This window comes from Cellulosimicrobium sp. Marseille-Q8652 (assembly GCF_965112045.1).
The window spans coordinates 2,102,615-2,128,143 of the sequence record NZ_CBCOPS010000001.1 but is presented as its reverse complement, the minus strand read 5'-3'; the positions used below and the strand labels follow the sequence as shown (position 1 = coordinate 2,128,143).

Here is a 25,529-nt window from a genome sequence, read left to right as displayed (position 1 = left end):
GTGACGGCCCCCGTCCCGATGACCTCACCGCCCTCGCCGGACACCGGCCCCGGGCCGACCGGCCCGTCCGTGCTGCGCGCGGGATCGCACGTGCTCGTCGACGCGGGACGGCTCCTCGTGCGGCACTGGCCCGCGCTCGTCGCGGTGGCGGTGCTCGCGCAGGTGGCTCACGAGCTCGCGCTGCGGGCCGCGCTCGCGGTCGCGCCGTCGTCGGGAGAGCTCGGGCTGCTCGTGCTGTGCCTCTCGCCCCTCGCGACGGTCGTCGGGATCGTCGTCATGCTCCACGTCCTGCGCCGGGAGCCGCGGGACGACCGCGACCGCATCGAGGTGCGTGCGCTGCTCGGGTCGATCGCGTCGGTGCTCGTCCCGTACCTCGTCATCTACGAGTTCTACGGCGGCCTGTCGTCCGACTGGCAGGCGTACGTCGACTCCGCCGCGCTCGACCACGCGTTCGCCGCGGGTGCGGGGATCCAGACCGCCGACCCGGTCCCCGAGGGCTTCGGGCTCACCGTCGTGCTCCTCGTGGCCGGCGCGCTGCTCGCCCGCAGCGTCCTCGAGCGCGTCGCGAGGCGCATGGAGCGGGGCGTCGTCGAGGCGGGCGGGGAGGCCCGGCGCAGCGCCCGCACGGCCGCCGTGCGCATCCTCGCCGGGTACTGCGAGGTCGTCTGGATCGTCATCGGCGCCTTCACCGTGACGGCGGTCGTCGGGCGCGTCCGGGAGTGGTGGGCGTCGCGCGTCGTCGTCGTCGAGGTGACGACGTGGTGGGACGGCGTCGTCGCGCGCGTGGACGTCCTCCAGCCGCTCGTCGCCGCCTTCGGCCCGACGACGTCGCTCCTGCTCGCGGGGATCGTCACCGGGCTCGTGGTCCCGCTCGCGTGGCTGACGCTCGGGACGATCGTCTACGGCGTCGAGGCGATCGACGTCGTCGACCCCGTGCACGCGCCGGCCGACGCCACGGGGCGGACCGCCCGCGTCGTCGACCGGTTCAACCGCACGCTCGGCACGAGCGGTGCGCGCAGGGCGTGGGAGCTCATGCTGGACCCGGGCCGGCGCTTCGGCGGTCTCGTCGGCGCGCTCGGCATGCTCTGGCGGAGCAGGTGGAGCGCGGTGCTGCTCTTCTGCGTCGCGTTCGCGCTGCTCACGCTCGCCGAGCAGGTCGTCCTCACGGCGGCCCAGGCCGTGCTCGGCCAGCCCGGGATCGTCGTGTGGCGCGCGGTGATCGACCCGCTCGAGACCGTCGCGACCGTCGCCGTCCAGGTGCTCACGACCGTGCTGCTCGCCGCCGCCGCCGACGCGCTGCTCGCGAACCTCGGCCTGCCGTCGGCCCTGCGCACGCGCCGCCCCCGCACGGCGCCGAGCTCCACCTCAGTCGGCTGATACGACCGTCGCCCGCGGCCCGGTGTCCCGGACGCTCTCGCCCCGCGTCGCGCCGAGCAGCGCGGCCGCGACGGCGTCCCGGATCTCGGTGTCCGTGAGCGCGTGGTCCCGCGCGAGCCGCACGAAGCGCACCGCCGCGTCGGTGACCACGGCGCGGTCGAGCGTCGCGGCGGGCGCGGTGACGAGGGTCCCGACCCGGCGGCGGGTCGTGACGAGCCCCGCCGCCTCGAGGTCGCGGTAGGTCCGGGCGACCGTCCCCGGCGCGATACCCAGGTCGTTCGCGAGCGCCCGTACGGTCGGCAGGCGCTGGCCGTCCGCGAGGTCGCCCGCCGTGACGAGCGCGGCGAGCTGCGCGCGGAGCTGCTCGTAGTGCGGTGTCGAGGAGTCGAGGTCGATGCGGACGGCGAGGCTCACGCGGGAGTCTCCGCAGGCTCGCGCTCGGCCGCCGGCGCGGGCGCCGGGTCGCGCGCCGGCCACACGGCGACGGTGAGCGCCACGAGGACGACGACGAGCCCGACGACGAGCAGGGCGTTCCCGGCGACGACGTGGCCCGGGCTCAGCCCGGGGCCGGTCCGGACGTCGTCACCGTCCCCCAGCACCAGCCAGCGCAGCGAGAGCCCGCCCACGGCGACCAGGCCGCCGAGCGTCAGGCCGAGCACGAGCTGCGTGACGCGCTCGACGCGGCGGGCGACCCGACGTCGCAACCACATGTCCCACTCCTCGGAGACGTCCTCGACCGCCGGTCGGGACGCGACGAGGCGCAGCACGACCTCGGAGACGACGACGGCGACGACCGCCGCGACGACGACCGGCACCGTCCACAGCCAGCCGGGGAACGGTGCGACGGTGTACGCCTCGTACGGTCCCGTGCCGCGCGAGATCGAGCGCGGGCCGTCGGACAGCAGCCCGAAGGCCACGCCCGCCACGACGATCCCCCCTCCCCATCCCCAGGCGACGCGCCGGGTCGTGCCCGGGACGACGTCGGCGGCCGAGCGCGCGACGAGCCGCGCCTCGCGCTGCCGGTGCAGCGGGCGGGGCCACGTGAGCTCGCCGACGGCGTGGACCCCGAGCGCGGCGACGAGCGCGACCAGCGGTAGGACGGCTGCGACGCGAGCGCCGAGTCCCGCCAGACCGAGGTAGAGGTACAGCGGCGGGAGGGCGACCCCTGCGGCGACGAGCAGCGCCGCCCCGGCGCTCGTCATCGCCGCGTGCCGCACCGCGCGCCCGCCCGCCGTGCTCGGGACGACGGCGCGCCGCCCGTCCCACCACAGGGCGCCGGCCACGACCGCCGCCGCGAGCAGCCCGAGGTCGACGGCGAGCGCGACCGGCAACGGCAGCGGGTTACCCAGCATCCACGACACCCAGCTCACGACGGCACCTCCACAGGAAGACTATTGATCATGAACTATGATCAATAGTCTCCGGGCTGTCAACCGGGCCGCCCTCGCGACGACCTCCTCGCGGGGAGGAGCGCCCGCCGACCTCCCGGAAGCCCCGTCACCAGCCGGCTCCTGCTGCGCGGTCCGAGGAGCCCGGCGGGCGCGGCACGGCAGGGCGCGCGATCAGCGTGCGGGCAGCGACCAGTAGTCCGGCAGGAGCCCCGGCTCGACGAGGCGCACCTCGGCGGGCTCCGCGTCGTCGGGCGTGAGGACGTAGTGCGTGGCGCGGCTCGACACGGCCCCCGTGCACACCGGCGGGTCGGTCACCGGCATGCCGGGCAGCGACGACGCGCCCGCGATGAACTGCCGGCCGGACGTGTCGAGCAGCACGAGCTCGCACGCGGAGTACACCTCCTCGGCGCTCGCCGGGCCGGGCGTGGCGTCCGAGCGGACCGACAGGTCGACGGCCCACAGCGTGTACCCGTCCGGAGCCTCGACGCGGCCGCCGTAGCCGTCGTCGAGCCAGTCGACGGTCTCGACCCCGGCGAGGCGGGCCCGCACGTCGCCGACCTGCGTCCAGCCCTCGTCGTCCGCCGCGTGGCCGCGGTGCGGCTCCGCCACCCACCACCCCTGCACGGCGTCGGAGCGCCAGGTGAGCGCGCCGAGCGCCGCGAGCGCGACCGCGAGCACGACCAGCCACCAGCGGTTCGCCCGCCACCATCCGACGCCGCCGACGCCGCCGACGCCGCCGACGCCGCCGACGCTCAACCGCCCCACCCGCCCGGGACGAGCGCCGGCTCGAGCATCTCGACGGTGTCGCCGTCGGCCGGCGGTCCGACGCGACCGAGGTCGACCTCGGCGACGGCCTGCGGGCGGTCGACGTCCGCGTCCTGGTGCTCCGTGAGCACGCGCAGCACGACGTCCCCCTCGAGCGCCTCGGCCGGCACCTCGACGACGACGGTCCCCGCCTCGGGGACGTCCGGGTCCACGAACGTGGTCATCATCCGGTTGCTCACCCGGTGCGAGGCCTCGTGGTCACGACCGTCGGCGTCACGCAGCTCCAGCACCTCGATGCCGGCCTCGCGCGTCGTGCCGGACACCGCGAGGTCGACGGCGACCCAGACGCCGTCGGTCGCGAGCGTGTCGAAGCCGTCCTCGAGCACCGTGCCGGTACGGACGTCGTCGACCCGCACGCGCAGGGGCCCCGCCGTGACCACCTCGCCCACCGCACCGCGCGTCGTCGTCGTCGTGAGCGTGGGCCACCACGTGTCGACGCGCGAGACCGCCGCGCCGACCACGACGGCGAGGACGAGCAGGGCGACGGTCGCGACCCGGTCGCCGCGCCGCGGCCGCGAGGTCGCGGGCGCAGCGGACGGCGCGGACGGCGCGGACGGCGCGGACCCGACGAGGGTCTCCTCGGTGGTCTGGTCGCTCACCAGCCGACCTCCTCCTCCGGCGGGTCCACGACCTCCGCCGGCACGTCGCCGGGAGGGACGTCCACGAGCACGACCGCGCCCGTCTCGGCCCACCGGCGACCGCCGCCGATCGTCATGTCGCGGTACCGGGACACGGGCAGGGTCACGGTGAGCGGCTCGTCGGGCGTGACCGGCCCGTCGGGCGCCGCGCCCGCGTCCTCGACCGTCACCGGCCACAGGAGCGCGACGTCCTCGGGCAGTCCCGGCTGCAGCACGGGATAGAGCGAGGCGTCGCGCACGAGCAGCGTCGTGCCGGGGCGGTCCGGTTCCGCCTCTCCCGCGAGCGCCAGGCCGGCGGGCAGCTCCGCCGGGAGCGTCACGGCGGCGTCGCCGAGGCGGCGGGACTCACGGTCGGTGTCGAGCGCGCCCACGACCACGAGCAGCCACGCGTCGGCGTCGGCGTCCTCGAGCGCGGAGACCTGCACGGCGTCGGTCACGGACCACGACCGCACCGCGAGGTCGAACGGCCCGGTCGGGACCGGCTCGCCGGCGACGGCCCGGACCGGCCCCGCGTCGGCGGCGACGTGCTTCGCGAGGCCCCCGGCCGCCGTCGTGCCCACCACGACGCCGAGCACGACGGCGAGAGCCGTCCGGCGCGGCCACGTCGCGACGACGGCTCGCGCCACGGGCACGGCACGGGCGGCCCTCGGCGGCGGCGTGGTCACGCCGCGCATCCTACGGTGGTGCGGGCGGTGCCGTCAGGCGCCGCGGACGAACACCGTCGAGATCGGCCCCACCACGACGGCGTAGACCAGGGCGAGCAGCAGCGTGTGCAGCACGCAGAACAGCACGGCCTGGCCGAGCGTCCCGCGTTCGCGCAGGTGCCGCACGAGCTTGCGCACGAACTGCGCGGGGTGCAGCAGGTCCCAGCTGTTGAAGCGCACGTAGCGGCCCAGGTAGATGCCCACGGTGACGAGCACGAGCACGACCGCCACCGCGAGCCAGGACCCGGGACGGGTGAACGGCGCGTCGTCGTCGGGGTAGCGCACGACGGCGTACAGCATCTGCGCGACCAGCACGTTGACGACGGTGTTGAGCACCCCGGAGAGCGCGAGCGTCAGCACGGCGACGATGTCGTACCAGAGCGGGACGCCCTCGCCGTCCTTGCGGTGGTTGAGGTTCAGCTCGGTGACCAGGTAGCCGGCGTTGGGCAGCAGCACGAGCCAGACGAGCGCGCCGAGCGCGGCCACCGTCCCCACGACCCACGACGTCACGCCCGCCGCGAGGAGCGCGGCGTCGACGAGGACGACCGCTCCGAGCACGAAGACCGGCACGATCGAGAGCCCGAGGTTGAGGAGCATCGGCCGGTACACCGCGGTGCGGTACAGCACCGCGCGGAGCACGATCAGCACGAGGGCGTAGACGTTGAGCAGCGCGACGCCGCCGAAGAGCCAGGTGAGCACGGCCCTACGCTACGGCCGGCTCGCCGCGCGGGCCCGGGAGGCCGCCGATAGCGTGGGACAGGCGAACCTTCCCGTGCCCGACGACGGGCACCTCCCCTCGAGGAGCGACATGGCACGGCAGGACGAGACCCCGGTGACGCCCCGGCACGTCGCACCCGGGGCCACGGCCGGGCCACCGGCTCCCCGCACCTCCCCCACGCTCATGCTCGCCCTGGCGACCATCGGGTTCGCGGTGAACTTCTGGGCCTGGGCGCTCGTCAGCCCGCTCGGCGCCGCGTACGGGCAGCAGTACGACCTCACCGACGTCCAGGTCTCCGTGCTCGTCGCGGTGCCGGTCGTCGTGGGTTCGCTCGGCCGCATCCCCATCGGGGCCCTCACGGACCGGTTCGGCGCACGGATCATGTTCCCGCTCGTCAGCGCGGCCACGATCCTGCCCGTGCTGTTCGTGGGCCTCGTCGCGGACAGCTTCGTCGCGCTGATCGTCGGCGGGTTCTTCCTCGGCCTGGGCGGGACCGCGTTCGCCGTCGGGGTCCCCTTCGTCAACGCGTGGTACCCGCCGGCCCGGCGCGGAACCGCGATCGGGATCTTCGGCATGGGCATGGGCGGGACGGCGATCTCCGCGTTCACGACCGTGCGCATCCGCGACGCCTGGGGTGACGCGGCCCCGTTCCTGCTCGTCGCGGCGATCCTCGCGGTGTTCGCGGTCGTGTCGTGGCTGCTGCTGCGCGACGCGCCCGGGCGTGCGGCCGGGGCCACCGGGGGCTTCTGGGCCCGGACGTGGTCGACGTTCCGGATGCCCGTGACGCTCCAGCTGTCGTGGCTGTACGCCGTCGGCTTCGGCGGCTTCGTCGCGTTCTCGGTCTACCTGCCGACGTTCCTGGTCAACGCCTACGACCTCACCGTGTCCGACGCCGCGGCGCGCACCGCGGGGTTCGTCGTGCTGGCCGTCCTCATGCGCCCCGTCGGCGGCACGCTGTCGGACCGGTTCGGGGGCGTCCCGGTGTCCGTCGTGTGCTTCACGGCCGTGACGGCGCTCGCCGCCGTCGTCGCGTTCCAGCCGGACCTCGTCCCGGTCGGCACCGTCGCGTTCCTCGGCCTGGCGGCGGCGCTCGGCGCGTCCTCGGGCGCCACGTTCGCGCTCGTCGCGAAGGTCGCGCCGCCCGACAAGGTCGGCGCCGTGACCGGTCTCGTCGGTGCCGCGGGCGGCCTCGGCGGGTTCATCCCGCCGCTGCTCATGGGTGCCGTCTACCAGCTCGAGGGCACGTACGGGCTCGGCTTCGGGCTGCTCGCCCTCACCGCGCTCGCGACGCTCCTCTTCACGCTCGGCCCCGTCCGCCGGGGCGTGCGGGCCCGTGAGGCGGCGGCGTCCGCCTGACCGGGACCCCGCGCCGGGCCGCGCTCAGGCTCAGGCGTCGCGCGTCGCGTCGCGCACCGCGACACGCGGCAGGACGAGCCACAGCGTCGTGAGCAGGAGCAGCACCGTCCCGCTCGCCCAGTACGCGGCCGTGCGCCCCACGACGACGCTCACGACGAGCAGGACCGTCCCGGTGAAGACCAGGGCGAGGACGACGATCCCGGCGCGGGTGACGCGGTCGCTGAGCGTCACCAGCTCCCGCTTGAGGTGCTTGCGGAACAGCGCCCGGTGGATGCTCACCGGCGTGACGAACAGGCCGGTCGTCAGCACAGACAGCGCGACCAGCGCCAGGTACACGCCGACCTGGAAGTCGTCGAGGTCGGCGAACCGTGCCTGGAACGGCAGCGTCAGCAGGAAACCGGTGAGGATCTGCACGCCGGTCTGCATGACGCGCAGCTCCTGCAGCAGCTCCACCCAGTTGCGGTCGGACCGCTCCTCGGGGGTCTCGTCCCTCCCCCGGTCGTCCTCCCGGACCCGTGCCTCGTCGGCGCCCGCGCCCATGTCGCCCTCCGTCCGTCGGAGCAGGGTCCCACCTGCTCGACCACCTCGTCCAGCACGGAACCACCTTCGGCCGCGCGCTGGGCTAATCTTCCACTGCTGGGGTCAGGAATCGGCTCCGTCCTGCTTCGACCCCCGGGGACACCCAACGATGGACGCCGTTCAGCCCTTCGACGACCCAGAACTCACGATGACCGCCCAGCGTCATCTCGTCACCGTGCTCGCCGCCCTCGTCGCGGGCGAGCCGCAGCCCGTCGGCCGTTTCCGCGTGGACCTCGCCACCGACCGGTGGTGGTGGTCCGACGAGGTGTTCGCCATGCACGGGTTCGCGCCGGGCGAGGTCGTGCCGACGACCTCGCTGCTCGTGTCGCACACCCATCCCGAGGACCGCGACCGGGGCGTGCGCGCCCTCGCGCTCGCGGCACGCAGCGGACACGCCTTCGGGTCCATGCACCGCATCGTGGACGCCTCCGGCGCCACCCGCATCCTCGCCGTCGCGGCGCAGGGGCGGCGCAGCCGCACGAGCGGGCAGGTCGTGGAGATCGCCGGCTACTTCGTCGACGTCACCGAGCACCACCAGGAGTCGGCGCGCCGCGAGGCCACCGCCGCGATCCGCGCCGCGGACGCCTCGCGCTCCGTGATCGAGCAGGCGAAGGGCGTCCTCATGGTCGCCTTCGGCGTGGACTCCGACGAGGCGTTCGAGCTGCTGCGCAAGCGGTCCAACGACGCGAACGTCGCGGTGCGCGAGCTGGCGCGACGGCTCGTGGGCGGCCTGGGCACGTCCGGCGACGTCGTCGAGGCGGCCCGCGAGCGCGTCGACGCCCTGCTCACCGACGCCGAGCGCGACCCGGCCCCGGCTGCGGCCGGCGACGCGGCCCTGGAGGGCTCAGGGTCGTGACGTCTCCGCGTCCTGGGCGTCGTGGGCGTCGATCCCCGGGACGCGCCGCGTGTCGACGATCTGCCGCGCGACGTCGACCAGCTTGACGTTCGAGTCCTGGGAGACCCGGCTGAGCACGGCGAACGCGCGGCTCGCCGACAGCGTGAAGCGCTCCATGAGGATGCCCTGCGCCTGGCCGATGAGGGTCCGGGTCTGCACGGCGGACTGGAGCTGCTCCTCGGTCCGGGCGGCCGAGATCGCGGCGGCGGCGACGGCGGCGAACGTCGAGGCGAGGTGGTGGTCCTCGGTGCCGAACGCGTCCGGCGTGGTCGCGTACATGTTGAGCGCGCCGTGCGCGGTCTCGGACGTGTAGAGCTGCACGCAGAGCATCGAGCGGACGCCGAGCTCGTCCGCGACCTTCGGGGCCCACCGGGGCCACCGCGAGTCGGCCGCGACGTCGCGGGCCTCGACGAGCGAGGAGTCGTGGATCGCGTCGAGGCACGGGCCCTCGCCGAGCTCGTACTGCAGCTCGTCCCCGCGCGCGACGAGCGGGTCGGACACCGCGGGGCTCTCGATCCTGCCCCGCGTCACGAGCGAGATGCCCGCGGACTCGCAGCCGTCGATCATCGTCACCGCGAGCTCGACGACCCGGTCGAGGGTCTGCTGGAGCGTCGGCTCGTCCGCGAGGGCGCGCGCCGCGTCGGCGACCCGGCCCGTCACGGTGAGACCGTCGACGACGAACGCGGTACCCGGCGCGGTCCCGGCGGTGCCGGGTGCGTCCTGGGCCGTCGTGCTGAGCCCGGCCATGCGCTGCTCGATGCTCGTCATGAGGTGCTCCTTCTCGGTCATGTCCGGTACAAGCCTACGCGGGCACGACCGGGGGTCGTCGCCGGAACCCCGCCCGGGCACGGGGCCCGGGCGAGGCGGGAGCGGTGGCCGTCTCGCCCGCACAAGGCGTGGCGGCTTGTCCCGACCACGGGCGCCGTCGCTCTCGCGAAGGACCCGCTCCCGGACGAGCACTACGGGCTCGTCCTCCGTCCTCCCGACGGGCTGCGGCGATCGGCCGAGCAGCCGCGACCCCGGGGAGGCATCGTGGCTCAGAACACGGGCTTGCCTCCCGTGACACCGAGCACCGTCCCCGACACGTAGCTCGCGTCGGACGAGGACGCGAGGAAGACGAACGCCGGCGCGACCTCGGCGGGCTGCCCCGCGCGGCCGAGCGGCGTGTCCTGGCCGAACTGCTCGATCTTCTCCGGCGGCTGCGTGGCCGGCTGGAGCGGCGTCCAGATCGGCCCCGGAGCGACCGCGTTGACCCGGATGCCCTGCGCGCCCAGCTCGGCCGCGAGGTTCACCGTCAGGTTGTTGATCGCGGCCTTCGTCGACGCGTAGTCCACGAGCGACGTCGACGGCTGGTAGGCCTGGATCGACGAGACGTTGATGACGCTCGCCCCCTCGCCGAGGTGCTCGAGCGCCGCCTGCGTCACCCACAGCAGGGCGTACAGGTTCGTCTTCAGCACGCGGTCGATCTCGTCCGTCGCGACGTCCGCGAACGACTCGCGGCGTGCGAACTGGAAGCCCGCGTTGTTGACGAGGACGTCGAGCCCGCCGAGCTCGGCGGCCGCCCGGCCCGGCAGGGCGCGCGCCGTGCCCTCGTCCGTCAGGTCGCCCGGCAGGAGCGCCGCCGTGCGACCGGCCTCGCGGACCCAGCGGGCCGTCTCCTCGGCGTCCTCCTGCTCCTCGGCGAGGTAGGAGATCGCGACGTCGGCGCCCTCGCGGGCGAACGCGATGGCGACCGCGCGCCCGATGCCCGAGTCGCCACCGGTGATCAGCGCCCGTCGGCCGTCGAGCCGCCCGCTGCCGCGGTACGACTGCTCGCCGTGGTCGGGCGTCGGCTCCATGGGCCCGGTCAGACCGGGGGGTTGCTGCTGCTGTGCGGGGAAAGCAGTGGTGTCGTCCGTCATGTCGTCCTCCTCGTCAGCCGCGGGCGGGCTCGCGGCGGCGCGCGAGCTGGGCGTCGTGGGCACGCGGCCGGGCCGGCGGCTTGACCGCTGCCAGTGCGCCGGCGACGGTCGCCTCGGCCGTCGGGCCGACGCCCCCGGCCTTCGCGAGCGCGGCCATCACCTGTGCCGCCGCGTCGTGGACGGGCGTCCCGGCCTCGCTCGCGGCCTCCGCGAGGAGCCGGGCGGCCTCCGTGTCGTCGACGCCGTGGACGGCCATGAGCACGCCCTTCGCCTGCTCGACGGCCGCGGCGGTGACGAACGCCCGGGTCACCGCGCGGTTCGCCTCGCGGTCGAGCGCCTCGCGCTGCACCGGCGTCACGTCGACGACGTACCCGGCGATCTCGACGACGCGCCCCCTGGCGTCACGTCGTCCCTGCCCGGTGATGACGACCGACCGTGCGCGGCCGTGGCCGTCGACGATCCGGTGGGCGCACGAGAAGGGACGCCCGGTGCGCAGCGCCTCGGTCCCGGCGCGGACGACGCGGGCGCGGTCGTCCGGGTGCTTGCGCGAGCGGAGCACGTCCAGGCTCGGCTCGACGTCGCCGGGCTCCCAGCCGTGCATCGTGTAGACCTCGTCCGACCACCACCACGTACCGGTGCCGATCTCGACCCGGTACTGCCCGACGAGGAGATGCGTACCGAGGGCGAGGACCTCGGCGAGGGTCGCCGGGCGCACGGGGGTGGTGTGCGCGGGGCTGTCGACGGTCACGGAGTTCGGGGCCATGTGGTCCTCCTGGATCCAGGGGGGTTTCGGGCCGCTTCTTGACTCCTCGTCCAACGTAGCCCAGAGGTCGCCGGACGGCACCCGCACTTCGGTAGCGTGCGCCCATGACCCCTCCCGAGGACCGGCGGACCGTCGCGCAGCACGTGGACGCCGCGCTCGATCTGGTCGAGCCCCTGCCGGTCGTGGAGCGTGACCTCGACGGCGCGCTCGGCCGGGTGCTCGCCGCCGACGTCGTCTCGCTCCTCGACTCCCCCGCGTGGGACGCGTCGGCGATGGACGGCTACGCGGTCCGGAGCGCCGACGTGGAGGGGGCCACCGCGGGGGCCCCGGTGACGCTGCGCGTGGTCGCGGACGTCCCGGCGGGTCCTTCGGGCGGCGCGCCGGGCGTCGAGGGGCCGCGCGTCGGTCCCGGCGAGGCCGCGCGCATCATGACGGGCGCACCGGTCCCGGTCGGTGCCCAGGTCGTCGTGCCCGTGGAGGAGACGTCGACGGGCCGGTTCCTCCCGGGCGGGTGGACCGGCACCGTGACGCTGCCCGTCGGCGCCCCGCGCGGCGCGCGACGCACCCACGTCCGTCGTCGGGGCGAGGACGTGCGGCGCGGCGACGTCGTGGTCACCGCGGGGACCGTGCTCGCCGCACGCCACGTCTCCGTGGCCGCGTCCGCCGGTCACGCGACGCTGCCGGTGCACCGCGAGCCGCGCGTCGTCGTCGTCTCCACGGGCGACGAGCTCGTGCCCGCGGGGAGCGTGCCGCGCCACGGCACGCTCCCCGACTCGAACTCCGTGCTCGTCGCCGCCGCGGCCCGGTCCCTGGGCGCGCACGTCGTGCGGCGCGGTGCGGTCGGCGACGCCGTGGAGGACCTCGGCGCGGCGCTCGACGCCGCGACCTCCGGCACGTGGCCCGACGGCACCACCGGGCCGCCCGACCTCGTCGTCACCACCGGCGGCGTGAGCGCCGGGGCGTTCGACGTCGTCCGCGGGCTGCTCGACCCCGTCACCCGGGCGGGAACGCCCTGGGCGGATGCCGTGACCGAGGCGCAGGTCGTCGCCGTCGGCATGCAGCCCGGCAAGCCCCAGGGCCTCGCGCGCTGGCGGGGCGTCCCGTGGCTCGCCCTGCCGGGGAACCCGGTGAGCGCGTTCGTGTCGTTCGAGCTCTTCGTCCGGCCGGTCCTCGACCGGCTGCGGGGCCGTCGCGAGCCGCGGCGCACGCTCGTCACCCGGGTCGCGGGCGAGGGCTGGGCGTCGCCCCCGGGCCGGGAGCAGCTCGTCCTCGTGCGGCACGCCGGACCCGACGACCCGCGCGTCGTCCTCGCGCGGCCGCAGCACGGTCGGGGCTCGGGGTCGCACCGGCTCTCGGCGCTGGCGCTCGCCGACGCGGTGGCCGTCGTGCCGGCGGGCGTCACGGCCGTCGCGACGGGCGACGACGTGCGGGTGCTCCTGCTGGACTGACGGGCGTGCGCCGAGCACGCCCTGAGGGTCGTCGACGAGCCTTTGACGACCCTCAGGGCGTTGTCCGCAGCGGCCGACGTCGTTCTCGGCACCGGCCGGACGGCGGTGGGCGCCCGGGTGCTACTTCGCGGCCGGGGCCGGGTGCCCCTCGGAGGCCTGCACGACGACGATCCCCTGGCCGGCGAGCGCGAGCTGGTAGGCCTCGCCCGAGCCGCGCCCGATGGCCGCGCCGAGCTTCGCCGTCTTGCGGACCGACGACTGCAGCGACGTCGACCACAGCACGGCGGCCTGCATGTCGACGAACGTCGGCACGTCGACGCTCAGCACGACCGGCGTGCCGTACGCCGTGACGGCGATCGAGCCCGTGCCGCGGAACGTCGTGTTGAACAGCCCCCCGCTGATCATGGACGCGCCCTCGACGCGGTTGATGTCCCACGTCAGCGAGCTCTCGAAGGCGAGCACGTTGGCGCCGTTGACCGTGACGCCCTCGTCCTCGAGGTGGAGCACGAACACCTGGTCCGCGTCCTGGGCGAGGAACACGTCGCCGCTCCCGGAGACCTTCATGAGGGCCATGCCCTCACCGGTGAACGCCTTCTTGAACATCTTCCCGAGGCCGCCCGACCCCTCGTACGCGAAGTCGACGTCGCCCTGGTAGGCGACCATCGAGCCCTGCTTGGCGAAGAAGAACCCGCCCGTGCCGGACAGGTCCACCTTGAGCATGCGGTCGTTCTGGAGCTGGAAGCTGCCGGGCTCGACGGAGCGCTCGGCGTGGTCGAGGAGTGAGCTGCGCATGGCCTCGATCCTGCGGCACGCCGACCTCCCTGGCAACGGCCCCGCGCCGGGGGACGCGGCCGGGACCGCGCCCGGCCGTGGAACCACGGACGACCGTGGAAGAGTGGGCGCATGAGCTTCACGCACCTCGACGAGCGCGGCCACGCACGCATGGTGGACGTCACCGAGAAGCAGCCGACGGTCCGGTCCGCGACGGCCACGGGCGTCGTGCGGTGCCCGCCGCACGTCGTGGCGGCGCTGCGCGACGGCGCCGTCCCGAAGGGCGACGTGCTCGCCGTCGCGCGCGTCGCCGGGATCGCCGGCGCCAAGCGCACCGCGGAGCTCCTGCCGCTCGCGCACGTCATCGGCGTGCACGGCGCGGCGGTCGACCTGACCGTCGGCGACCACGGGGTCGACGTCACGGCGACCGTGCGCACGGCCGACCGGACCGGCGTCGAGATGGAGGCGCTCACCGCGGTCGCCGTCGCGGGGCTCGCCGTCGTCGACATGGTCAAGGGCCTCGACAAGTCGGTCGAGCTCACGGACGTCCGCCTCGTCGCGAAGACCGGCGGCAAGTCCGGCGACTGGCACCGCGAGCCGTGACCCGGCCCGACGACGGTCCGGCAGCCGGTGCTCGAGGCCGGCAGCCGGAGCCGCCGGTCCCCGCAGCGGGCGCCGGACCGTCCGGCATCCCGTCGTACGACGCCCTCGTCCTCGCGGGAGGGCGCGCGAAGCGGCTCGGGACGCCGAAGCCGGGCCTCGTCGTCGCCGGCCGGCCCCTGCTCGAGCACGCGCTCGCCGCGACGTCGGGCGCACGGGTGACGGTCGTGGTCGGGCCGGACGAGCTCGCCGACGCCACCGACGGGCCGGGACGCTACCTGCTGACGCGCGAGGACCCGCCGTTCGGCGGGCCGGTCGCCGGGATCGCCGCGGGCCTCGCCGCGCTGCCCGCTGCGGAGCGGACCGCCGCGACGGGTGGACCCGACGGTCCTGCCGGGACCGCGGTGCCCGACGACGCCCCCGCGCCCTGGGTGCTCGTCCTCGCGTGCGACGTCCCGCGCGCCGTGGACGCCGTCCCGCTCCTGCTCGCGGCGGCCGCGGACACCGGCGCGGCCGTCGGCGCCGTCGACGCCGTCCGCGCCGTCCGGGACGGGCGGGACCAGTGGCTCGTGGGGCTCTACCGCCGTGCCGCGCTCGACGCCGCGATCGCCCGGCTGCGGGCGACGGGGGGCGTCGACGGCGCGCCCGCCCACCGCCTGCTCGGCGCCCTCCCGGCCCGGACCGTCGACGACACGGCGGGCCTCACGGACGACGTGGACACGTGGCAGGATGCCCACGAGCACGACCGTCGGGCCGGGACCGGCCGCACGGCGGACGACCGCACGCCGCACGGCACACCCACCGGCAGGAGGCCGCGATGACCAACCTCGAGCGCTGGGTGGACGCCCTCGTCGACGAGTTCGACCTCGACCCCGACGTCGTCGACATGCGTGCCGTCCTCGACCTCGCGCGCGACGCGGCGCACGGCGTCGAGCGCCCCGCGGCCCCGCTCACGACGTTCATCGCGGGGTACGTCGCCGGGATGGCCGCGGGCGAGGGCGCCGACCACCCGATCGAGGACGTGCTCGCGCGCGCCACCGAGCTCGCGCTCGCCTGGACGGCGGCGCCCGAGCTGCCCGTGACGGCGGACGCACCTCCCACCGAGACGCCGGAGGCCTGACCGTGGCGACCGTCCGCTACTTCGCCGGCGCCCGCGAGGCGGCCGGGGTCGAGTCGGAGACCGTCGCCGCGACGACGGTCGGTGCGCTGCACGCGGCGCTCGTCGCCCGGCACCCCGCCCTCACCGAGGTGCTGCCGCGCTGCTCGCTGCTGGTGGGCGGGGTCCGCGCGTCCGACGACGCCGCACCCGTGGGGGTGGACGAGCTCGTCGACGTCCTGCCGCCGTTCGCGGGCGGCTGACCCGCCCTTGACCGCGCGATCGGGGATAGCCTCCGTCCCATGGACATGCTGGACGGCGAGCAGATCGCCGCGGCGCGCCTGACGGACTGGCGCAAGCTCGCCCAGGGCCTGCACGCCCGCTACCTGGTCGACGACTTCGGCGCCGCCGCCCGCCTCGTCGCCGCGGTGGGCGAGGCCGGCGACGCGGTCGGGCACCACCCGGGCGTGGCGATCGGCAAGGGGTACGTCGACCTCCGGCTGGTGAGCGACGACGCCGTCTACCGCGACGGCGAGGGCACCGAGCACCTCGTCCAGTGGGTGACCCGGCAGGACCTCGACCTCGCGCGACGGATCAGCGAGATCGCCGCCGACCACGGGGCCGTCGCCGACCCGGCCTCGGTGAGCATGGTGGAGCTGGGCCTCGACACGGCGCGCTCCGCGACCGTCGCGCCGGTGTGGGCGGCCCTGCTCACCGGGAACGCCGCGGCCCAGGGCCACGGGTCTCCCGGCGACGAGGTCCGCGACGCCACGGGACGGGTGCCGAACCTGTGGTTCGGCGGCGCCGACGAGCAGGGGGCCCCGCGGCAGCGGTTCCACGTCGAGGTCTACGTGGCGCCCGAGGAGGCCCCCCGGCGGATCGCCGCCGCGCTCGCCGCGGGCGGGACCGTCGTCGACGACGGCGGCGCGCCCGCGCTCACCGTGGTCGCCGACCAGGACGGCAACGAGGGCGTCGTCTGCGTCGACGCGTCCCCGGCGCCGAAGGACTGAGCCGCCGGTCCTCGGTCGGTGTCGCCGTCGGACGGTGGTCGCCGTCGGTCGGTGGTCGCCGTCGGTCAGTGGTCGCCGCCGCCGAGCTGTGACAGCACGTGCGGCACGAGCGGCTCGAGCACCGCCCACCCGTCGCGCACCCCGCCGGTCGACCCGGGCAGGTTGACCACGAGCGCACGACCGTCCGGGCCCGGGGCCGTCCCGGCGAGCCCGCGCGAGAGGACCGCCGTCGGCACGTGGGCCGCACCCCTGCGGCGCAGCTCCTCCGCGATGCCCGGCAGCTCCTGGTCCACGACCTGCCGCGTCCCCTCGGGCGTCAGGTCGCGCGGCCCGACGCCGGTCCCGCCCGTCGTGAGGACCACGCGCGCCCCGGAGGCCACCGCCCGGGCGACGGCGTCGCGGACCGACGCCGCGCCGTCGGGCACGAGGTCGGTGACGACGTCGTGCCCCGCGTCCCTCAGGAGCCCGGCGAGGAGCGGACCGGACCGGTCCTCGGCCTCGCCGCGCGAGCAGCGGTCGGACACCGTGACGACGGCGACGCGGGGGCCGCCGGGGGCCTGCCGGGAGTGCTCGTCCATGGGGGCACGGTACCGAGGTCAGGCGCCCGCAGCCGTCGCGGAGCCACGGGGCACGTGCCTAGGGTGGGCGGAGGGCGACGGCGACGGAGCCGCCCCCTCGTGGCCCGCAGGACGAAGGAGTTCCCATGAGCACCGCACGGACCGTGACCTCCCGCCGCACGCCCCGACGAGCCCGGCACGCGGCCCGGCTCGCCGGCAGCACCGCCGTCGTCGTGGCGCTCGCCCTCGCGACGCCCGCCTCCGCCGCACCGGGCGTCGCTCCGGGTGCCGCGCCCGAGGGCGACGGGAACGAGGTGATCTTCGACGGCACGCAGGAGTCGTTCGACGCGTGGGAGTACGCGGGCGACGGCGGGTTCGACCTGCTCGACGACGGCACGATCCGCAGCCGGGTCGGCGAGGACGGCGGCTTCGGCACGCTCTGGTACCCCGTCCGGCAGTACGGCGACTTCTCCCTCACGCTCGAGTTCCGCGACGACGCCCCGGGCGACCTGCGCGGCAACAGCGGCGTCCAGGTCCGCTTCCCCGCGCTGTCCGGCCCGGTCGAGGGGTGCCCGACGACCTTCAACGGGAACGAGACGGGCAACCTGTCGTGGATCGCCGTGAACTGCGGCCACGAGATCCAGGTGAACGACTCGCCGGAGGGCGGCTCGAACGACCCGCGCAAGACGGGGTCGGTCTACGGCTTCGCCGACATCGGGCTCGACCGGGCCATGCCGACGCCCAAGGGCACGTGGAACGAGCTGGAGGTCCGCGTCGTCGGCCAGCACTACACGGTGATCCGGAACGGCGTCGTGATCAACGAGTACGAGAACCTTCCCGGCGTGCCCTTCCCGGGCCGCCCGCTCGACCCCGACTCGAGCAGCCGCGGCCTCGTCGGGTACGTGGGCGTGCAGGCGCACGGTTCGGCGCCGGACGTGGTGTCGTACCGCGACATCCGGGTCCGCGAGCTGCCGCCCGTGACGACGCAGGCCGACGTCCGCTGCCTCGCGGGGACGGCGTACGTCGCGGTCCGCGCCGAGAACGTCGGGGACACGCCCGTCGACGTGACGCTCACGACCCCCACCGGGGAGCGCACGTTCACGGACGTCGCGCCGCAGCGCAGCGCCTACCAGTCGTTCAGCACCCGGGCGGCGTCGGTCGCGGCGGGCTCCGTGACCCTCACGGTCGCCGGGGACGACGGCGGGCACGTCACGGTCGAGACCCCGTACGCGGCCGCCGACTGCGGCTGATCCCCCTCGTCCGGTACGGACGACCCTGCCGCTCGCCGCGCGGTCCCCGACCGGCCTGGGCATAGTGGGCAGGGACCACGCCGACCCTGCTCGCCCAGGAGGCAGCATGTCGCAGTCCACCGTGCCGCCCCGCGGCGCACCGTCCGGGGCCGTGCCCGCGGGGCCCGTCGAGGACGCCCTGCTCCGGCTCGGCAAGCACCTGCGGCCCGGGGAGGTCTCCGCCGACCTGCGCCAGGTGTTCCTGCGCGGAGGCCGGGAGGGCGACGTCTTCTACCGGGACCGGTGGTCGCACGACAAGGTCGTGCGCTCGACCCACGGCGTGAACTGCACCGGCTCGTGCTCGTGGAAGGTGTACGTCAAGGACGGCATCATCACGTGGGAGACGCAGCAGACCGACTACCCGTCGGTGGGCCCCGACTCCCCCGAGTACGAGCCGCGCGGCTGCCCGCGCGGCGCGGCCTTCTCCTGGTACACCTACTCGCCGACGCGCGTCCGCTACCCCTACGTGCGCGGCGTCCTGCTCGACCTGTACCGCCGCGCGAAGGCGACGGTCGGCGGCGACCCCGTGCTCGCGTGGGAGCTGCTCACGTCCGACCCGGACGCGGCGCGCGCGTACAAGTCGGCGCGCGGCAAGGGCGGGCTCGTGCGCGCGTCGTGGGACGAGGCGGCGGAGATCGTCGCCGCGGCGCACGTGCACACGATCAAACGGTGGGGACCCGACCGCGTCGCCGGGTTCTCCCCGATCCCGGCGATGTCGATGGTGTCGCACGGCGTCGGCGCCCGGTTCGTGCAGATGCTCGGCGGCACGATGCTCTCGTTCTACGACTGGTACGCGGACCTCCCGGTCGCCTCGCCGCAGGTCTTCGGCGACCAGACCGACGTCCCCGAGTCGGCCGACTGGTGGAACTCGACCTACTGCATCATGTGGGGCTCCAACGTCCCCGTGACCCGCACGCCCGACGCCCACTTCATGACCGAGGCCCGCTACCGCGGCCAGAAGGTCGTCGTCGTCTCGCCCGACTACGCGGACAACACGAAGTTCGCCGACGAGTGGCTCGCCCCCCAGCCCGGCACGGACGGCGCCCTCGCCCAGGCCATGGGCCACGTGATCCTCACCGAGCACTACGCCCGACGCCGCACGCCCCCGTTCGCGCAGTACGGCGCCCGCTTCACGGACCTGCCGCACCTCGTGCGCCTCGAGCAGCGCGACGACGGCACGTACCTCCCCGCCAAGTTCCTCACCGCAGCGGACCTGCCCGACAGCGTGCTCGCCGCCGCCGCGGCGACGCCCGCAGCCGACGGTTCCGCGCCCGCGAACGCGGCGTTCAAGACGGTCGTCCTCGACGCCGACGGCACGCCCCGGATCCCCAACGGGTCCCTCGGCCACCGCTACGGCGACGCCGACGCGGGCCGCTGGAACCTCGACCTGGGCGACATCGACCCGTTGCTCTCCGTCGCCGACCCGCACGGCGCCTTCTTCGGCGCCCCGGGCGCCGCCCCGACCCGCGGCTCGACCGACGGCGGTACCACCTCGGCAGCACGCGAGGGCGCGACGGCCGCAGAGGCGGCCGCCCCCACCACCGGACCCGACCCGAGAGCGCACGAGACGTACGAGACCGTCGAGGTCGCGCTCCCCCGGTTCGACCTCGACCCGACGCCCGGCGACGACGCGTCCGCCCACACGGGCGGCTCCGGCGTCGTGGTGCGCGGCGTCCCGGTGCGGCGCGTCGGGGACCACGTGGTGACCACGGTCCTCGACCTCATGCTCGCGCAGTACGGCGTCGACCGGCCGGAGCTCGGCCTCCCGGGCGAGTGGCCGACGGGCTACGACGACCCGTCGACGCCGGGCACGCCGGCGTGGCAGGAGCAGTTCACGGGGGTGCCCGCGCCGGCCGTCGAGCGGATCGGCCGCGAGTTCGCGCAGAACGCGCTCGACTCGGGCGGGCGCTCGATGATCATCATGGGCGCGGGCGCGAACCACTGGTTCCACTCGGACACGATCTACCGCGCGATGCTGGCGCTGACGACGCTCACGGGGTGCCAGGGCGTGAACGGCGGCGGCTGGGCCCACTACGTGGGGCAGGAGAAGTGCCGCCCGATCACGGGGTGGGCGCAGTACGCGGGCGGGCTGGACTGGGTGCGCCCGCCGCGGCAGATGATCGGGACGGCGTTCTGGTACCTCGCGACGGACCAGTGGCGCTACGACGGGCTGCCGGCGGACGCGCTCGCGTCGCCGCTCGCACAGGGCCAGTTCGCGGGCCGCACGACGGCCGACACGCTCGTCGAGTCGGCGCAGCGCGGCTGGATGCCGAGCTACCCGACGTTCGACCGCAACCCGCTCGACCTGGTCGACGAGGCGCGCGCCGCGGGGAAGGAGCCCGCGCAGCACGTCGTCGACGAGCTGCGGTCGGGGAACCTGCGGTTCGCGTGCGAGGACCCGGACGCGCCGGAGAACTTCCCGCGCGTCGTCACGGTGTGGCGGGCGAACATCCTCGGGTCGTCGGGCAAGGGCAACGAGTACTTCCTCAAGCACCTGCTGGGGACCGACGCGGCCGTGAACGCGGCGGAGTCCGGGCCCGACCGGCGGCCGCAGAGCATGACGTGGCGGGACGAGGCGCCGCAGGGCAAGCTCGACCTGCTCGTCACGCTCGACTTCCGCATGACGTCGACGACGCTGTTCAGCGACGTCGTGCTCCCGGCCGCGACCTGGTACGAGAAGCACGACCTGTCGTCGACGGACATGCACCCCTTCGTGCACTCGTTCAACCCGGCGGTCGACCCGCCGTGGCAGACGCGGACCGACTTCGCGACGTTCCACACGATCGCGGCCAAGGTCTCGGAGATGGCGGTGACGCACCTCGGGGTGCGCGAGGACCTCGTCGCAGCGCCGCTGCAGCACGACACCCCCGACGAGATGGCGGTGCCGCACGGCGCGCTCTCCGACTCCGGCGCCCCGATGACGGAGCGCGAGCTCGTGCCGGGCCGCACGATGCCGAAGCTCGTGGTCGTGGAGCGCGACTACCCCGCGTTCGCGGCACGCATGGCGGCGCTCGGTCCCCTCACCGACACCGCCGGGATGGCGACGAAGGGCGTAGCGTTCATGCCGGACGAGGAGGTGCGCCGCCTGGGGCAGCGCAACGGCGTCGTCCAGGACGGACCGACCGCCGGGCGTCCGCGCCTCGACAAGGACACGCACGCGTGCGAGATGATCCTCGCCCTGTCCGGGACCACCAACGGCCGGCTCGCGGTGCAGGGCTTCGAGCACCTCGAGAAGCGCACGGGGACGCCGCTCGCGGACCTGGCGCGCGAGGAGGAGGGCGTGCGGATCACGTTCCCGGACGTGCAGTCGCGCCCGACGCCGGTCGTCACGTCCCCCGAGTGGTCCGGCTCGGAGCACGGCGGGCGCCGGTACTCGGCGTTCGTCGTCAACGTCGAGCGGCTCAAGCCGTGGCACACGCTCACCGGGCGGCAGCACTTCTACCTCGACCACGACTGGATGATCGAGCTGGGCGAGCACCTGCCGGTCTTCCGCCCGCCCCTCGACATGCACCGCCTGTTCGGCGACTCCCCCGTGGTGGGCGACACGTCGCCGTCGGGCTACCCGGGGTCGGCGGGGCACGCGGAGGTCGCGGTGCGGTACCTCACGCCGCACAACAAGTGGTCGATCCACTCGGAGTACCAGGACAACCTCTTCATGCTGTCCCTCTCGCGCGGCGGGCCGAACGTGTGGATGAGCCCCGCGGACGCGGCGAAGATCGGCGTCGCGGACAACGAGTGGATCGAGGCGTACAACCGGAACGGCGTCGTCGTCGCGCGTGCAGTGGTGAGCCACCGCATGCCGGAGGGGACCGTCTACATGCACCACGCGACCGACCGGACGATCGACGTGCCGCTCGCCGAGACGTCGGGGCTGCGCGGCGGGATCCACAACTCGCTGACGCGGATCCTCCTCAAGCCGACGCACCTCGCGGGCGGGTACGCGCAGCTGTCGTACGCGTTCAACTACCTCGGGCCGACGGGCAACCAGCGGGACGAGATGACGGTGATCCGGCGACGCTCGCAGGAGGTCCGGTACCAATGAGGCGGTCGTTGCGGCACGAGGGGGTGACGGCATGAGGGTCCGTGGAACGGCGACGTGCAGGGCGAGGAACGAGTCCGGAGCGGAGCGTGACCGATGAGGGTCATGGCGCAGATGTCGATGGTGATGAACCTCGACAAGTGCATCGGGTGCCACACGTGCTCGGTGACGTGCAAGCAGGCGTGGACGAACCGCACGGGCGTGGAGTACGTGTGGTTCAACAACGTCGAGACGCGCCCGGGGCTGGGCTATCCCCGGACGTACCAGGACCAGTCGACGTGGGAGGGCGGCTGGGTCCGCACGAAGAGCGGCAAGCTCAAGCTCCGCGCGGGCGGGCGCCTCAAGAAGCTCGCGACCATCTTCTCCAACCCGAAGCTGCCGTCGATCCACGACTACTACGAGCCGTGGACCTACGAGTACGACATGCTCCTCTCCGCGCCGCAGGGCAAGCACACGCCGGTCGCGCGCCCGAAGTCGCTCCTCACCGGCGAGGACATGCAGATCGCGTGGTCCGCCAACTGGGACGACGACCTCGGCGGCTCCACGGCGACGATGCAGCAGGACCCGGTGCTCCAGCACATGAGCGAGCACGTCGCCGAAGAGCTCGAGAAGACGTTCATGTTCTACCTGCCGCGCATCTGCGAGCACTGCCTCAACCCGGCGTGCGTCGCGTCGTGCCCGTCCGGGGCGATGTACAAGCGGGCCGAGGACGGCATCGTGCTCGTCGACCAGGACCAGTGCCGCGGCTGGCGCATGTGCGTGACCGGGTGCCCGTACAAGAAGGTCTACTTCAACCACAAGACGGGCAAGGCCGAGAAGTGCACGCTGTGCTACCCGCGCCTCGAGGTCGGGCTGCCGACGGTGTGCTCCGAGACGTGCGTCGGCCGCCTGCGCTACCTCGGCCTCGTGCTCTACGACGCCGACCGCGTCTCGACCGCCGCGGCCGCCGAGGACGAGCACGACCTGCTCGCCGCGCAGCGCTCGGTCCTCCTCGACCCGCACGACCCCGAGGTCGTCGCCGCGGCCCGCCGCGAGGGCATCCCCGACGACTGGATCACCGCGGCGCAGGCGTCCCCGATCTGGAAGCTCATCTCCGAGTACGAGGTCGCGCTCCCCCTGCACCCCGAGTACCGGACGCTCCCGATGGTCTGGTACATCCCGCCGCTGTCCCCCGTCGTCGACACCGTCACGGCGTCCGGCAACGACGGCGAGGACGGGCGCACGCTCTTCGCGGCGATCTCGCAGCTGCGCATCCCGCTCGAGTACCTCGCCGGGCTGTTCACCGCGGGCGACACCGCACCGGTGGAGCGCGTGCTGCGGCGCCTCGCCGCGATGCGCTCGTCGATGCGCGAGGTCAACCTCGGCAACCCGTTCCCCGAGGAGCACGCGAGCGCCGTCGGCATGACGGGGGCCGCGGTCCAGGAGATGTACCGGCTCCTCGCGATCGCCAAGTACGAGGAGCGGTACGTCATCCCCACCGCGCACACCGAGATCGCGCGCGAGCTCGACGAGATGGCGTGCTCGCTCGACGTGGACGGCGGCCCGGGCATGGGCGGGTACGGCGGGACGACCATGGGGGGGGGGGGGCCGGTCGGGGCGTCCTCCGGGCAGCCGATGCCCGTCGCCGTCGAGAACTTCCACGTGCTGCAGGCCCGGCAGACGGGCGACACGCCCCACGACCCCTCGACCACCGGCCGCGTGAACCTCCTCAACTGGGACGGGAGGGGCCGGCCCGCGGGGCTCTTCCCGCCCGAGATGGAGTCGGGCCACGCGGCCGACGTCGGGCAGGGCGGCGGCACGCCGCCCGGCGCGCTCGGCACCCTGCCCGGCGGGCGGCAGGACGCGCGCTTCGACGCCGTCGACGGCGTGGAGTCGGCGGGCGAGCCGCCGAGACCCGACGCTCCGGGCACGACGGGCGGTGCACCGTGACCTCGCTGCTGCCGCTGCCCCGCCTGCGGCCCGGTGCCCGACGCCGCGGCGCCGGGTCGGGCGACGAGGTGGCGCGGGCGGTCGCGCCGGTCCCCACCACGGCGGCGCAGCGCCGGACCGCGCACATGGCGGCCTCGCTCCTGCTCGCCTACCCCGACGACGACGTGCTGGCAGCCGCCGTCGCGGTCCGGCCGGCGCTGCCCGGGCTCCCCGTCCCGGTGGCCGAACGGCTGGGCGCGTTCTGCGACGTGCTGGACCGGGCGGCGTCGGGCGCGGACGGACCCGACGGTCTGCGAGAGCTCCAGGCGCGGTACGTCGCGACGTTCGACCTCAAGCGCAAGTGCTCGATGTACCTGTCGTACTACGCCGCCGGGGACACGAGGCGGCGCGGGATCGCGCTCGTCCGGTTCGTCGAGGCGTACCGGGCGGCAGGCTGGGAGCTGGCCGCCCGGACCGCCGCGGGCGGGCCGGAGCTGCCCGACTACCTGCCGACCGTCCTCGAGTTCTCGGCCCGCACGACCGGCGACGACGCCACGATCGCCGCAGGGCTCCTCGGGGCGCACCGCGACGGCATCGAGGTGCTGCGCGCCGCGCTCGCCGACACCGGGTCGCCCTGGGCGGTCGTGGTCGAGGCCGTGTGCCTCACGCTGCCGCCGCTCGACGAGGCGACCGAGCGCCGGTACGAGGCGCTCGTCACCGCCGGCCCGCCGAGCGAGATGGTCGGGCTCGAGGGTCTGGCGCCGTTCGGCCCGACGGCCACGGACGAGAGGGGTGGTCGGCGATGAGCGACCTGAGCGCCGGCGAGATCCTGCTGTGGGTCGTGCTGCCCAACGTGACGTTCGCGGTGCTGGTCGTCGGCTCGATCTGGCGGTACCGGTACGACAAGTTCGGCTGGACCACCCGCTCGAGCGAGCTCTACGAGAAGAGGCTCCTGCGCCTCGGCTCGCCGCTGTTCCACTTCGGCCTGCTGTTCGTCGTGCTCGGGCACGTCCTGGGGCTCGTCGTCCCGATGACGTGGACCGAGGCCGTCGGCATCAGCGAGGGGTTCTACCACTTCATCGCGACGTCGATGGGGTCCGTCGCGGCGGTCGTCGCCGTCGCCGGGCTCCTCATCCTCGTCTACCGGCGCCGCACGACCGGCCCCGTGTTCCTCGCGACCACGCGCGTCGACAAGGGCATGTACGTCTTCCTCGCCGCCTCGATCCTGTCGGGCGCGTGGGCGACGGTGGAGACGCAGATCCTCGCCGGCGGTCACGGCTACAACTACCGGGAGACGATCTCGCCGTGGTTCCGGTCGCTCTGGTACCTCCAGCCGCAGCCCGAGCTCATGGCCGGCGTCCCCGCCGCGTTCCAGGTGCACGTCGTCGCCGCGATGCTCCTCTTCGCGGTGTGGCCGTTCACGCGCCTCGTCCACGCGTTCTCGGCGCCCGTCCCGTACCTGTTCAGGCCCTACGTGGTCTACCGGTCGCGCGACGCCACGACCGCGTCGCGCGAGCCGCGACCTGGCTGGGACCCGTCCTCCCCGCCGAGACGGCGCTGACGGCGCCCCGTCCAGGCCTGGGTGAAAACCGCGCGGGGACGCCCCGAGGCGTCCTGCGGACCCCTCCTTCCAGAGGCGGCCACACCGGCTGCTCCCACCACCT

Annotated in this window: 26 protein-coding genes; 14 read left to right on the top strand and 12 right to left on the bottom strand. The window is 74.8% G+C overall.

The annotated features are described in order from the left end of the window. Positions 1 to 1,377 (top strand): hypothetical protein, encoded by a 1,377-nt coding sequence (locus tag ACWPWV_RS09430; RefSeq protein WP_454042664.1) that lies wholly within the window; start codon positions 1 to 3, stop codon positions 1,375 to 1,377. On the opposite strand, the gene ACWPWV_RS09425 is transcribed toward ACWPWV_RS09430, so the two are convergent. From ACWPWV_RS09425 to ACWPWV_RS09400, 6 genes are all read right to left on the bottom strand, one after another. After that, the gene (locus ACWPWV_RS09425) at positions 1,366 to 1,791 is read right to left on the bottom strand and encodes a GntR family transcriptional regulator (RefSeq protein WP_454042663.1); all 426 of its coding nucleotides are present in this window, start codon (positions 1,789 to 1,791) and stop codon (positions 1,366 to 1,368) included. The two genes, ACWPWV_RS09430 and ACWPWV_RS09425, sit on opposite strands and share 12 nt — an antisense overlap. Further along, positions 1,788 to 2,747: a hypothetical protein gene (locus ACWPWV_RS09420; RefSeq protein ID WP_454042662.1), complete on the bottom strand. Its 960-nt coding sequence runs from the start codon at positions 2,745 to 2,747 to the stop codon at positions 1,788 to 1,790. Before ACWPWV_RS09420 ends, ACWPWV_RS09425 begins: the two co-directional genes overlap by 4 nt. A gap of 192 nt (positions 2,748 to 2,939) precedes the next feature. Next, complete coding sequence (locus ACWPWV_RS09415) at positions 2,940 to 3,524, bottom strand: hypothetical protein (RefSeq protein ID WP_454042661.1); 585 nt, start codon at positions 3,522 to 3,524, stop codon at positions 2,940 to 2,942. Next, entirely contained in the window at positions 3,521 to 4,192 is a 672-nt protein-coding gene (locus tag ACWPWV_RS09410; RefSeq protein ID WP_454042660.1) for a hypothetical protein, read from the bottom strand. Before ACWPWV_RS09410 ends, ACWPWV_RS09415 begins: the two co-directional genes overlap by 4 nt. Continuing rightward, a complete protein-coding gene (locus ACWPWV_RS09405) occupies positions 4,189 to 4,896 on the bottom strand; it encodes a hypothetical protein (protein ID WP_454042659.1) in 708 nt (235 codons plus the stop codon). The genes ACWPWV_RS09410 and ACWPWV_RS09405 overlap by 4 nt, the downstream gene beginning before the upstream one ends. A 33-nt stretch (positions 4,897 to 4,929) precedes the next feature. Further along, positions 4,930 to 5,634: a DUF1361 domain-containing protein gene (locus ACWPWV_RS09400; protein WP_454042658.1), complete on the bottom strand. Its 705-nt coding sequence runs from the start codon at positions 5,632 to 5,634 to the stop codon at positions 4,930 to 4,932. 109 nt (positions 5,635 to 5,743) lie between these two features. Between ACWPWV_RS09400 and ACWPWV_RS09395 the strand changes: the two genes are divergently transcribed. Further along, positions 5,744 to 7,009 carry an MFS transporter gene (locus ACWPWV_RS09395; RefSeq protein WP_454042657.1) on the top strand — a complete coding sequence of 422 codons (1,266 nt, stop codon included), beginning with the start codon at positions 5,744 to 5,746 and terminating at the stop codon, positions 7,007 to 7,009. Positions 7,010 to 7,039: 30 nt separating this feature from the next. On the opposite strand, the gene ACWPWV_RS09390 is transcribed toward ACWPWV_RS09395, so the two are convergent. Continuing rightward, complete coding sequence (locus ACWPWV_RS09390) at positions 7,040 to 7,549, bottom strand: DUF6328 family protein (RefSeq protein ID WP_454042656.1); 510 nt, start codon at positions 7,547 to 7,549, stop codon at positions 7,040 to 7,042. A 187-nt stretch (positions 7,550 to 7,736) separates the two neighbouring features. Between ACWPWV_RS09390 and ACWPWV_RS09385 the strand changes: the two genes are divergently transcribed. Then, entirely contained in the window at positions 7,737 to 8,444 is a 708-nt protein-coding gene (locus tag ACWPWV_RS09385) for a PAS and ANTAR domain-containing protein (RefSeq protein WP_454042655.1), read from the top strand. On the opposite strand, the gene ACWPWV_RS09380 is transcribed toward ACWPWV_RS09385, so the two are convergent. The 3 genes from ACWPWV_RS09380 to ACWPWV_RS09370 all read right to left on the bottom strand — a co-directional run bounded on the left by ACWPWV_RS09380 (position 8,433) and on the right by ACWPWV_RS09370 (position 11,147). Further along, on the bottom strand, positions 8,433 to 9,272 hold the full coding sequence (locus ACWPWV_RS09380) for a GAF and ANTAR domain-containing protein (RefSeq protein WP_454042654.1): 840 nt from the start codon (positions 9,270 to 9,272) through the stop codon (positions 8,433 to 8,435). The two genes, ACWPWV_RS09385 and ACWPWV_RS09380, sit on opposite strands and share 12 nt — an antisense overlap. 248 nt (positions 9,273 to 9,520) lie before the next feature. Next, positions 9,521 to 10,384, bottom strand: a complete 864-nt coding sequence (locus tag ACWPWV_RS09375) for an SDR family oxidoreductase (RefSeq protein WP_454042653.1) — start codon at positions 10,382 to 10,384, stop codon at positions 9,521 to 9,523. Between the two features lie 13 nt (positions 10,385 to 10,397). Beyond that, positions 10,398 to 11,147 (bottom strand): PAS domain-containing protein, encoded by a 750-nt coding sequence (locus ACWPWV_RS09370; RefSeq protein WP_454042652.1) that lies wholly within the window; start codon positions 11,145 to 11,147, stop codon positions 10,398 to 10,400. A 104-nt stretch (positions 11,148 to 11,251) separates the two neighbouring features. Between ACWPWV_RS09370 and ACWPWV_RS09365 the strand changes: the two genes are divergently transcribed. After that, positions 11,252 to 12,595 (top strand): molybdopterin molybdotransferase MoeA, encoded by a 1,344-nt coding sequence (locus ACWPWV_RS09365; protein WP_454042651.1) that lies wholly within the window; start codon positions 11,252 to 11,254, stop codon positions 12,593 to 12,595. A 120-nt stretch (positions 12,596 to 12,715) separates the two neighbouring features. Here the strand turns inward: ACWPWV_RS09365 and ACWPWV_RS09360 are convergent, their stop codons facing one another. Next, positions 12,716 to 13,387 carry an AIM24 family protein gene (locus ACWPWV_RS09360; protein WP_454042650.1) on the bottom strand — a complete coding sequence of 224 codons (672 nt, stop codon included), beginning with the start codon at positions 13,385 to 13,387 and terminating at the stop codon, positions 12,716 to 12,718. A 111-nt stretch (positions 13,388 to 13,498) separates the two neighbouring features. Here ACWPWV_RS09360 and moaC point away from each other — a divergent pair, with 111 nt between their 5' ends. Genes moaC through ACWPWV_RS09335 form a run of 5 tightly spaced genes read left to right on the top strand, consistent with a single transcriptional unit; the run spans position 13,499 to position 16,072 of the window. Beyond that, complete coding sequence (gene moaC, locus ACWPWV_RS09355; protein WP_454042649.1) at positions 13,499 to 13,969, top strand: cyclic pyranopterin monophosphate synthase MoaC; 471 nt, start codon at positions 13,499 to 13,501, stop codon at positions 13,967 to 13,969. After that, the gene (gene mobA, locus ACWPWV_RS09350) at positions 13,966 to 14,787 is read left to right on the top strand and encodes a molybdenum cofactor guanylyltransferase (protein ID WP_454042648.1); all 822 of its coding nucleotides are present in this window, start codon (positions 13,966 to 13,968) and stop codon (positions 14,785 to 14,787) included. Before moaC ends, mobA begins: the two co-directional genes overlap by 4 nt. After that, positions 14,784 to 15,086, top strand: coding sequence for a DUF6457 domain-containing protein (locus tag ACWPWV_RS09345; protein WP_454042647.1), 303 nt, complete (start codon positions 14,784 to 14,786; stop codon positions 15,084 to 15,086). Before mobA ends, ACWPWV_RS09345 begins: the two co-directional genes overlap by 4 nt. Positions 15,087 to 15,088: 2 nt before the next feature. Beyond that, entirely contained in the window at positions 15,089 to 15,325 is a 237-nt protein-coding gene (locus ACWPWV_RS09340; protein WP_454042646.1) for a MoaD/ThiS family protein, read from the top strand. A gap of 39 nt (positions 15,326 to 15,364) precedes the next feature. Then, entirely contained in the window at positions 15,365 to 16,072 is a 708-nt protein-coding gene (locus ACWPWV_RS09335; RefSeq protein WP_454042645.1) for a VOC family protein, read from the top strand. A 65-nt stretch (positions 16,073 to 16,137) separates the two neighbouring features. Here ACWPWV_RS09335 and ACWPWV_RS09330 read toward each other — a convergent pair whose 3' ends face one another. Beyond that, positions 16,138 to 16,650, bottom strand: a complete 513-nt coding sequence (locus ACWPWV_RS09330; RefSeq protein WP_454042644.1) for a MogA/MoaB family molybdenum cofactor biosynthesis protein — start codon at positions 16,648 to 16,650, stop codon at positions 16,138 to 16,140. A 125-nt stretch (positions 16,651 to 16,775) separates the two neighbouring features. Here ACWPWV_RS09330 and ACWPWV_RS09325 point away from each other — a divergent pair, with 125 nt between their 5' ends. The 5 genes from ACWPWV_RS09325 (at position 16,776) to narI (ending at position 25,426) form a co-directional block, all read left to right on the top strand. Then, the gene (locus tag ACWPWV_RS09325) at positions 16,776 to 17,879 is read left to right on the top strand and encodes a 3-keto-disaccharide hydrolase (protein WP_454042643.1); all 1,104 of its coding nucleotides are present in this window, start codon (positions 16,776 to 16,778) and stop codon (positions 17,877 to 17,879) included. A gap of 106 nt (positions 17,880 to 17,985) precedes the next feature. Further along, positions 17,986 to 21,960: a nitrate reductase subunit alpha gene (locus ACWPWV_RS09320; RefSeq protein WP_454042642.1), complete on the top strand. Its 3,975-nt coding sequence runs from the start codon at positions 17,986 to 17,988 to the stop codon at positions 21,958 to 21,960. A 93-nt stretch (positions 21,961 to 22,053) separates the two neighbouring features. Continuing rightward, the gene (narH, locus tag ACWPWV_RS09315) at positions 22,054 to 23,886 is read left to right on the top strand and encodes a nitrate reductase subunit beta (protein WP_454042641.1); all 1,833 of its coding nucleotides are present in this window, start codon (positions 22,054 to 22,056) and stop codon (positions 23,884 to 23,886) included. Then, entirely contained in the window at positions 23,883 to 24,671 is a 789-nt protein-coding gene (gene narJ / locus ACWPWV_RS09310; protein WP_454042640.1) for a nitrate reductase molybdenum cofactor assembly chaperone, read from the top strand. The genes narH and narJ overlap by 4 nt, the downstream gene beginning before the upstream one ends. Further along, on the top strand, positions 24,668 to 25,426 hold the full coding sequence (narI, locus tag ACWPWV_RS09305) for a respiratory nitrate reductase subunit gamma (protein ID WP_454042639.1): 759 nt from the start codon (positions 24,668 to 24,670) through the stop codon (positions 25,424 to 25,426). The genes narJ and narI overlap by 4 nt, the downstream gene beginning before the upstream one ends. Positions 25,427 to 25,529: the final 103 nt, after the last annotated feature.

Bases quoted from the DNA above. Each gene is read 5' to 3' on its own strand.
- ACWPWV_RS09365 (WP_454042651.1), top strand. From the start codon at position 11,252: ATGACCCCTCCCGAGGACCGGCGGACCGTCGCGCAGCACGTGGACGCC.
- ACWPWV_RS09390 (WP_454042656.1), bottom strand. From the start codon at position 7,549: ATGGGCGCGGGCGCCGACGAGGCACGGGTCCGGGAGGACGACCGGGGG.
- ACWPWV_RS09320 (WP_454042642.1), top strand. From the start codon at position 17,986: ATGTCGCAGTCCACCGTGCCGCCCCGCGGCGCACCGTCCGGGGCCGTG.
- ACWPWV_RS09385 (WP_454042655.1), top strand. From the start codon at position 7,737: ATGACCGCCCAGCGTCATCTCGTCACCGTGCTCGCCGCCCTCGTCGCG.
- ACWPWV_RS09335 (WP_454042645.1), top strand. From the start codon at position 15,365: ATGGACATGCTGGACGGCGAGCAGATCGCCGCGGCGCGCCTGACGGAC.
- ACWPWV_RS09375 (WP_454042653.1), bottom strand. From the start codon at position 10,384: ATGACGGACGACACCACTGCTTTCCCCGCACAGCAGCAGCAACCCCCC.
- narH (WP_454042641.1), top strand. From the start codon at position 22,054: ATGAGGGTCATGGCGCAGATGTCGATGGTGATGAACCTCGACAAGTGC.
- narI (WP_454042639.1), top strand. From the start codon at position 24,668: ATGAGCGACCTGAGCGCCGGCGAGATCCTGCTGTGGGTCGTGCTGCCC.
- ACWPWV_RS09345 (WP_454042647.1), top strand. From the start codon at position 14,784: ATGACCAACCTCGAGCGCTGGGTGGACGCCCTCGTCGACGAGTTCGAC.
- ACWPWV_RS09325 (WP_454042643.1), top strand. From the start codon at position 16,776: ATGAGCACCGCACGGACCGTGACCTCCCGCCGCACGCCCCGACGAGCC.
- ACWPWV_RS09330 (WP_454042644.1), bottom strand. From the start codon at position 16,650: ATGGACGAGCACTCCCGGCAGGCCCCCGGCGGCCCCCGCGTCGCCGTC.
- ACWPWV_RS09395 (WP_454042657.1), top strand. From the start codon at position 5,744: ATGGCACGGCAGGACGAGACCCCGGTGACGCCCCGGCACGTCGCACCC.
- ACWPWV_RS09380 (WP_454042654.1), bottom strand. From the start codon at position 9,272: ATGACCGAGAAGGAGCACCTCATGACGAGCATCGAGCAGCGCATGGCC.
- moaC (WP_454042649.1), top strand. From the start codon at position 13,499: ATGAGCTTCACGCACCTCGACGAGCGCGGCCACGCACGCATGGTGGAC.
- ACWPWV_RS09360 (WP_454042650.1), bottom strand. From the start codon at position 13,387: ATGCGCAGCTCACTCCTCGACCACGCCGAGCGCTCCGTCGAGCCCGGC.
- ACWPWV_RS09370 (WP_454042652.1), bottom strand. From the start codon at position 11,147: ATGGCCCCGAACTCCGTGACCGTCGACAGCCCCGCGCACACCACCCCC.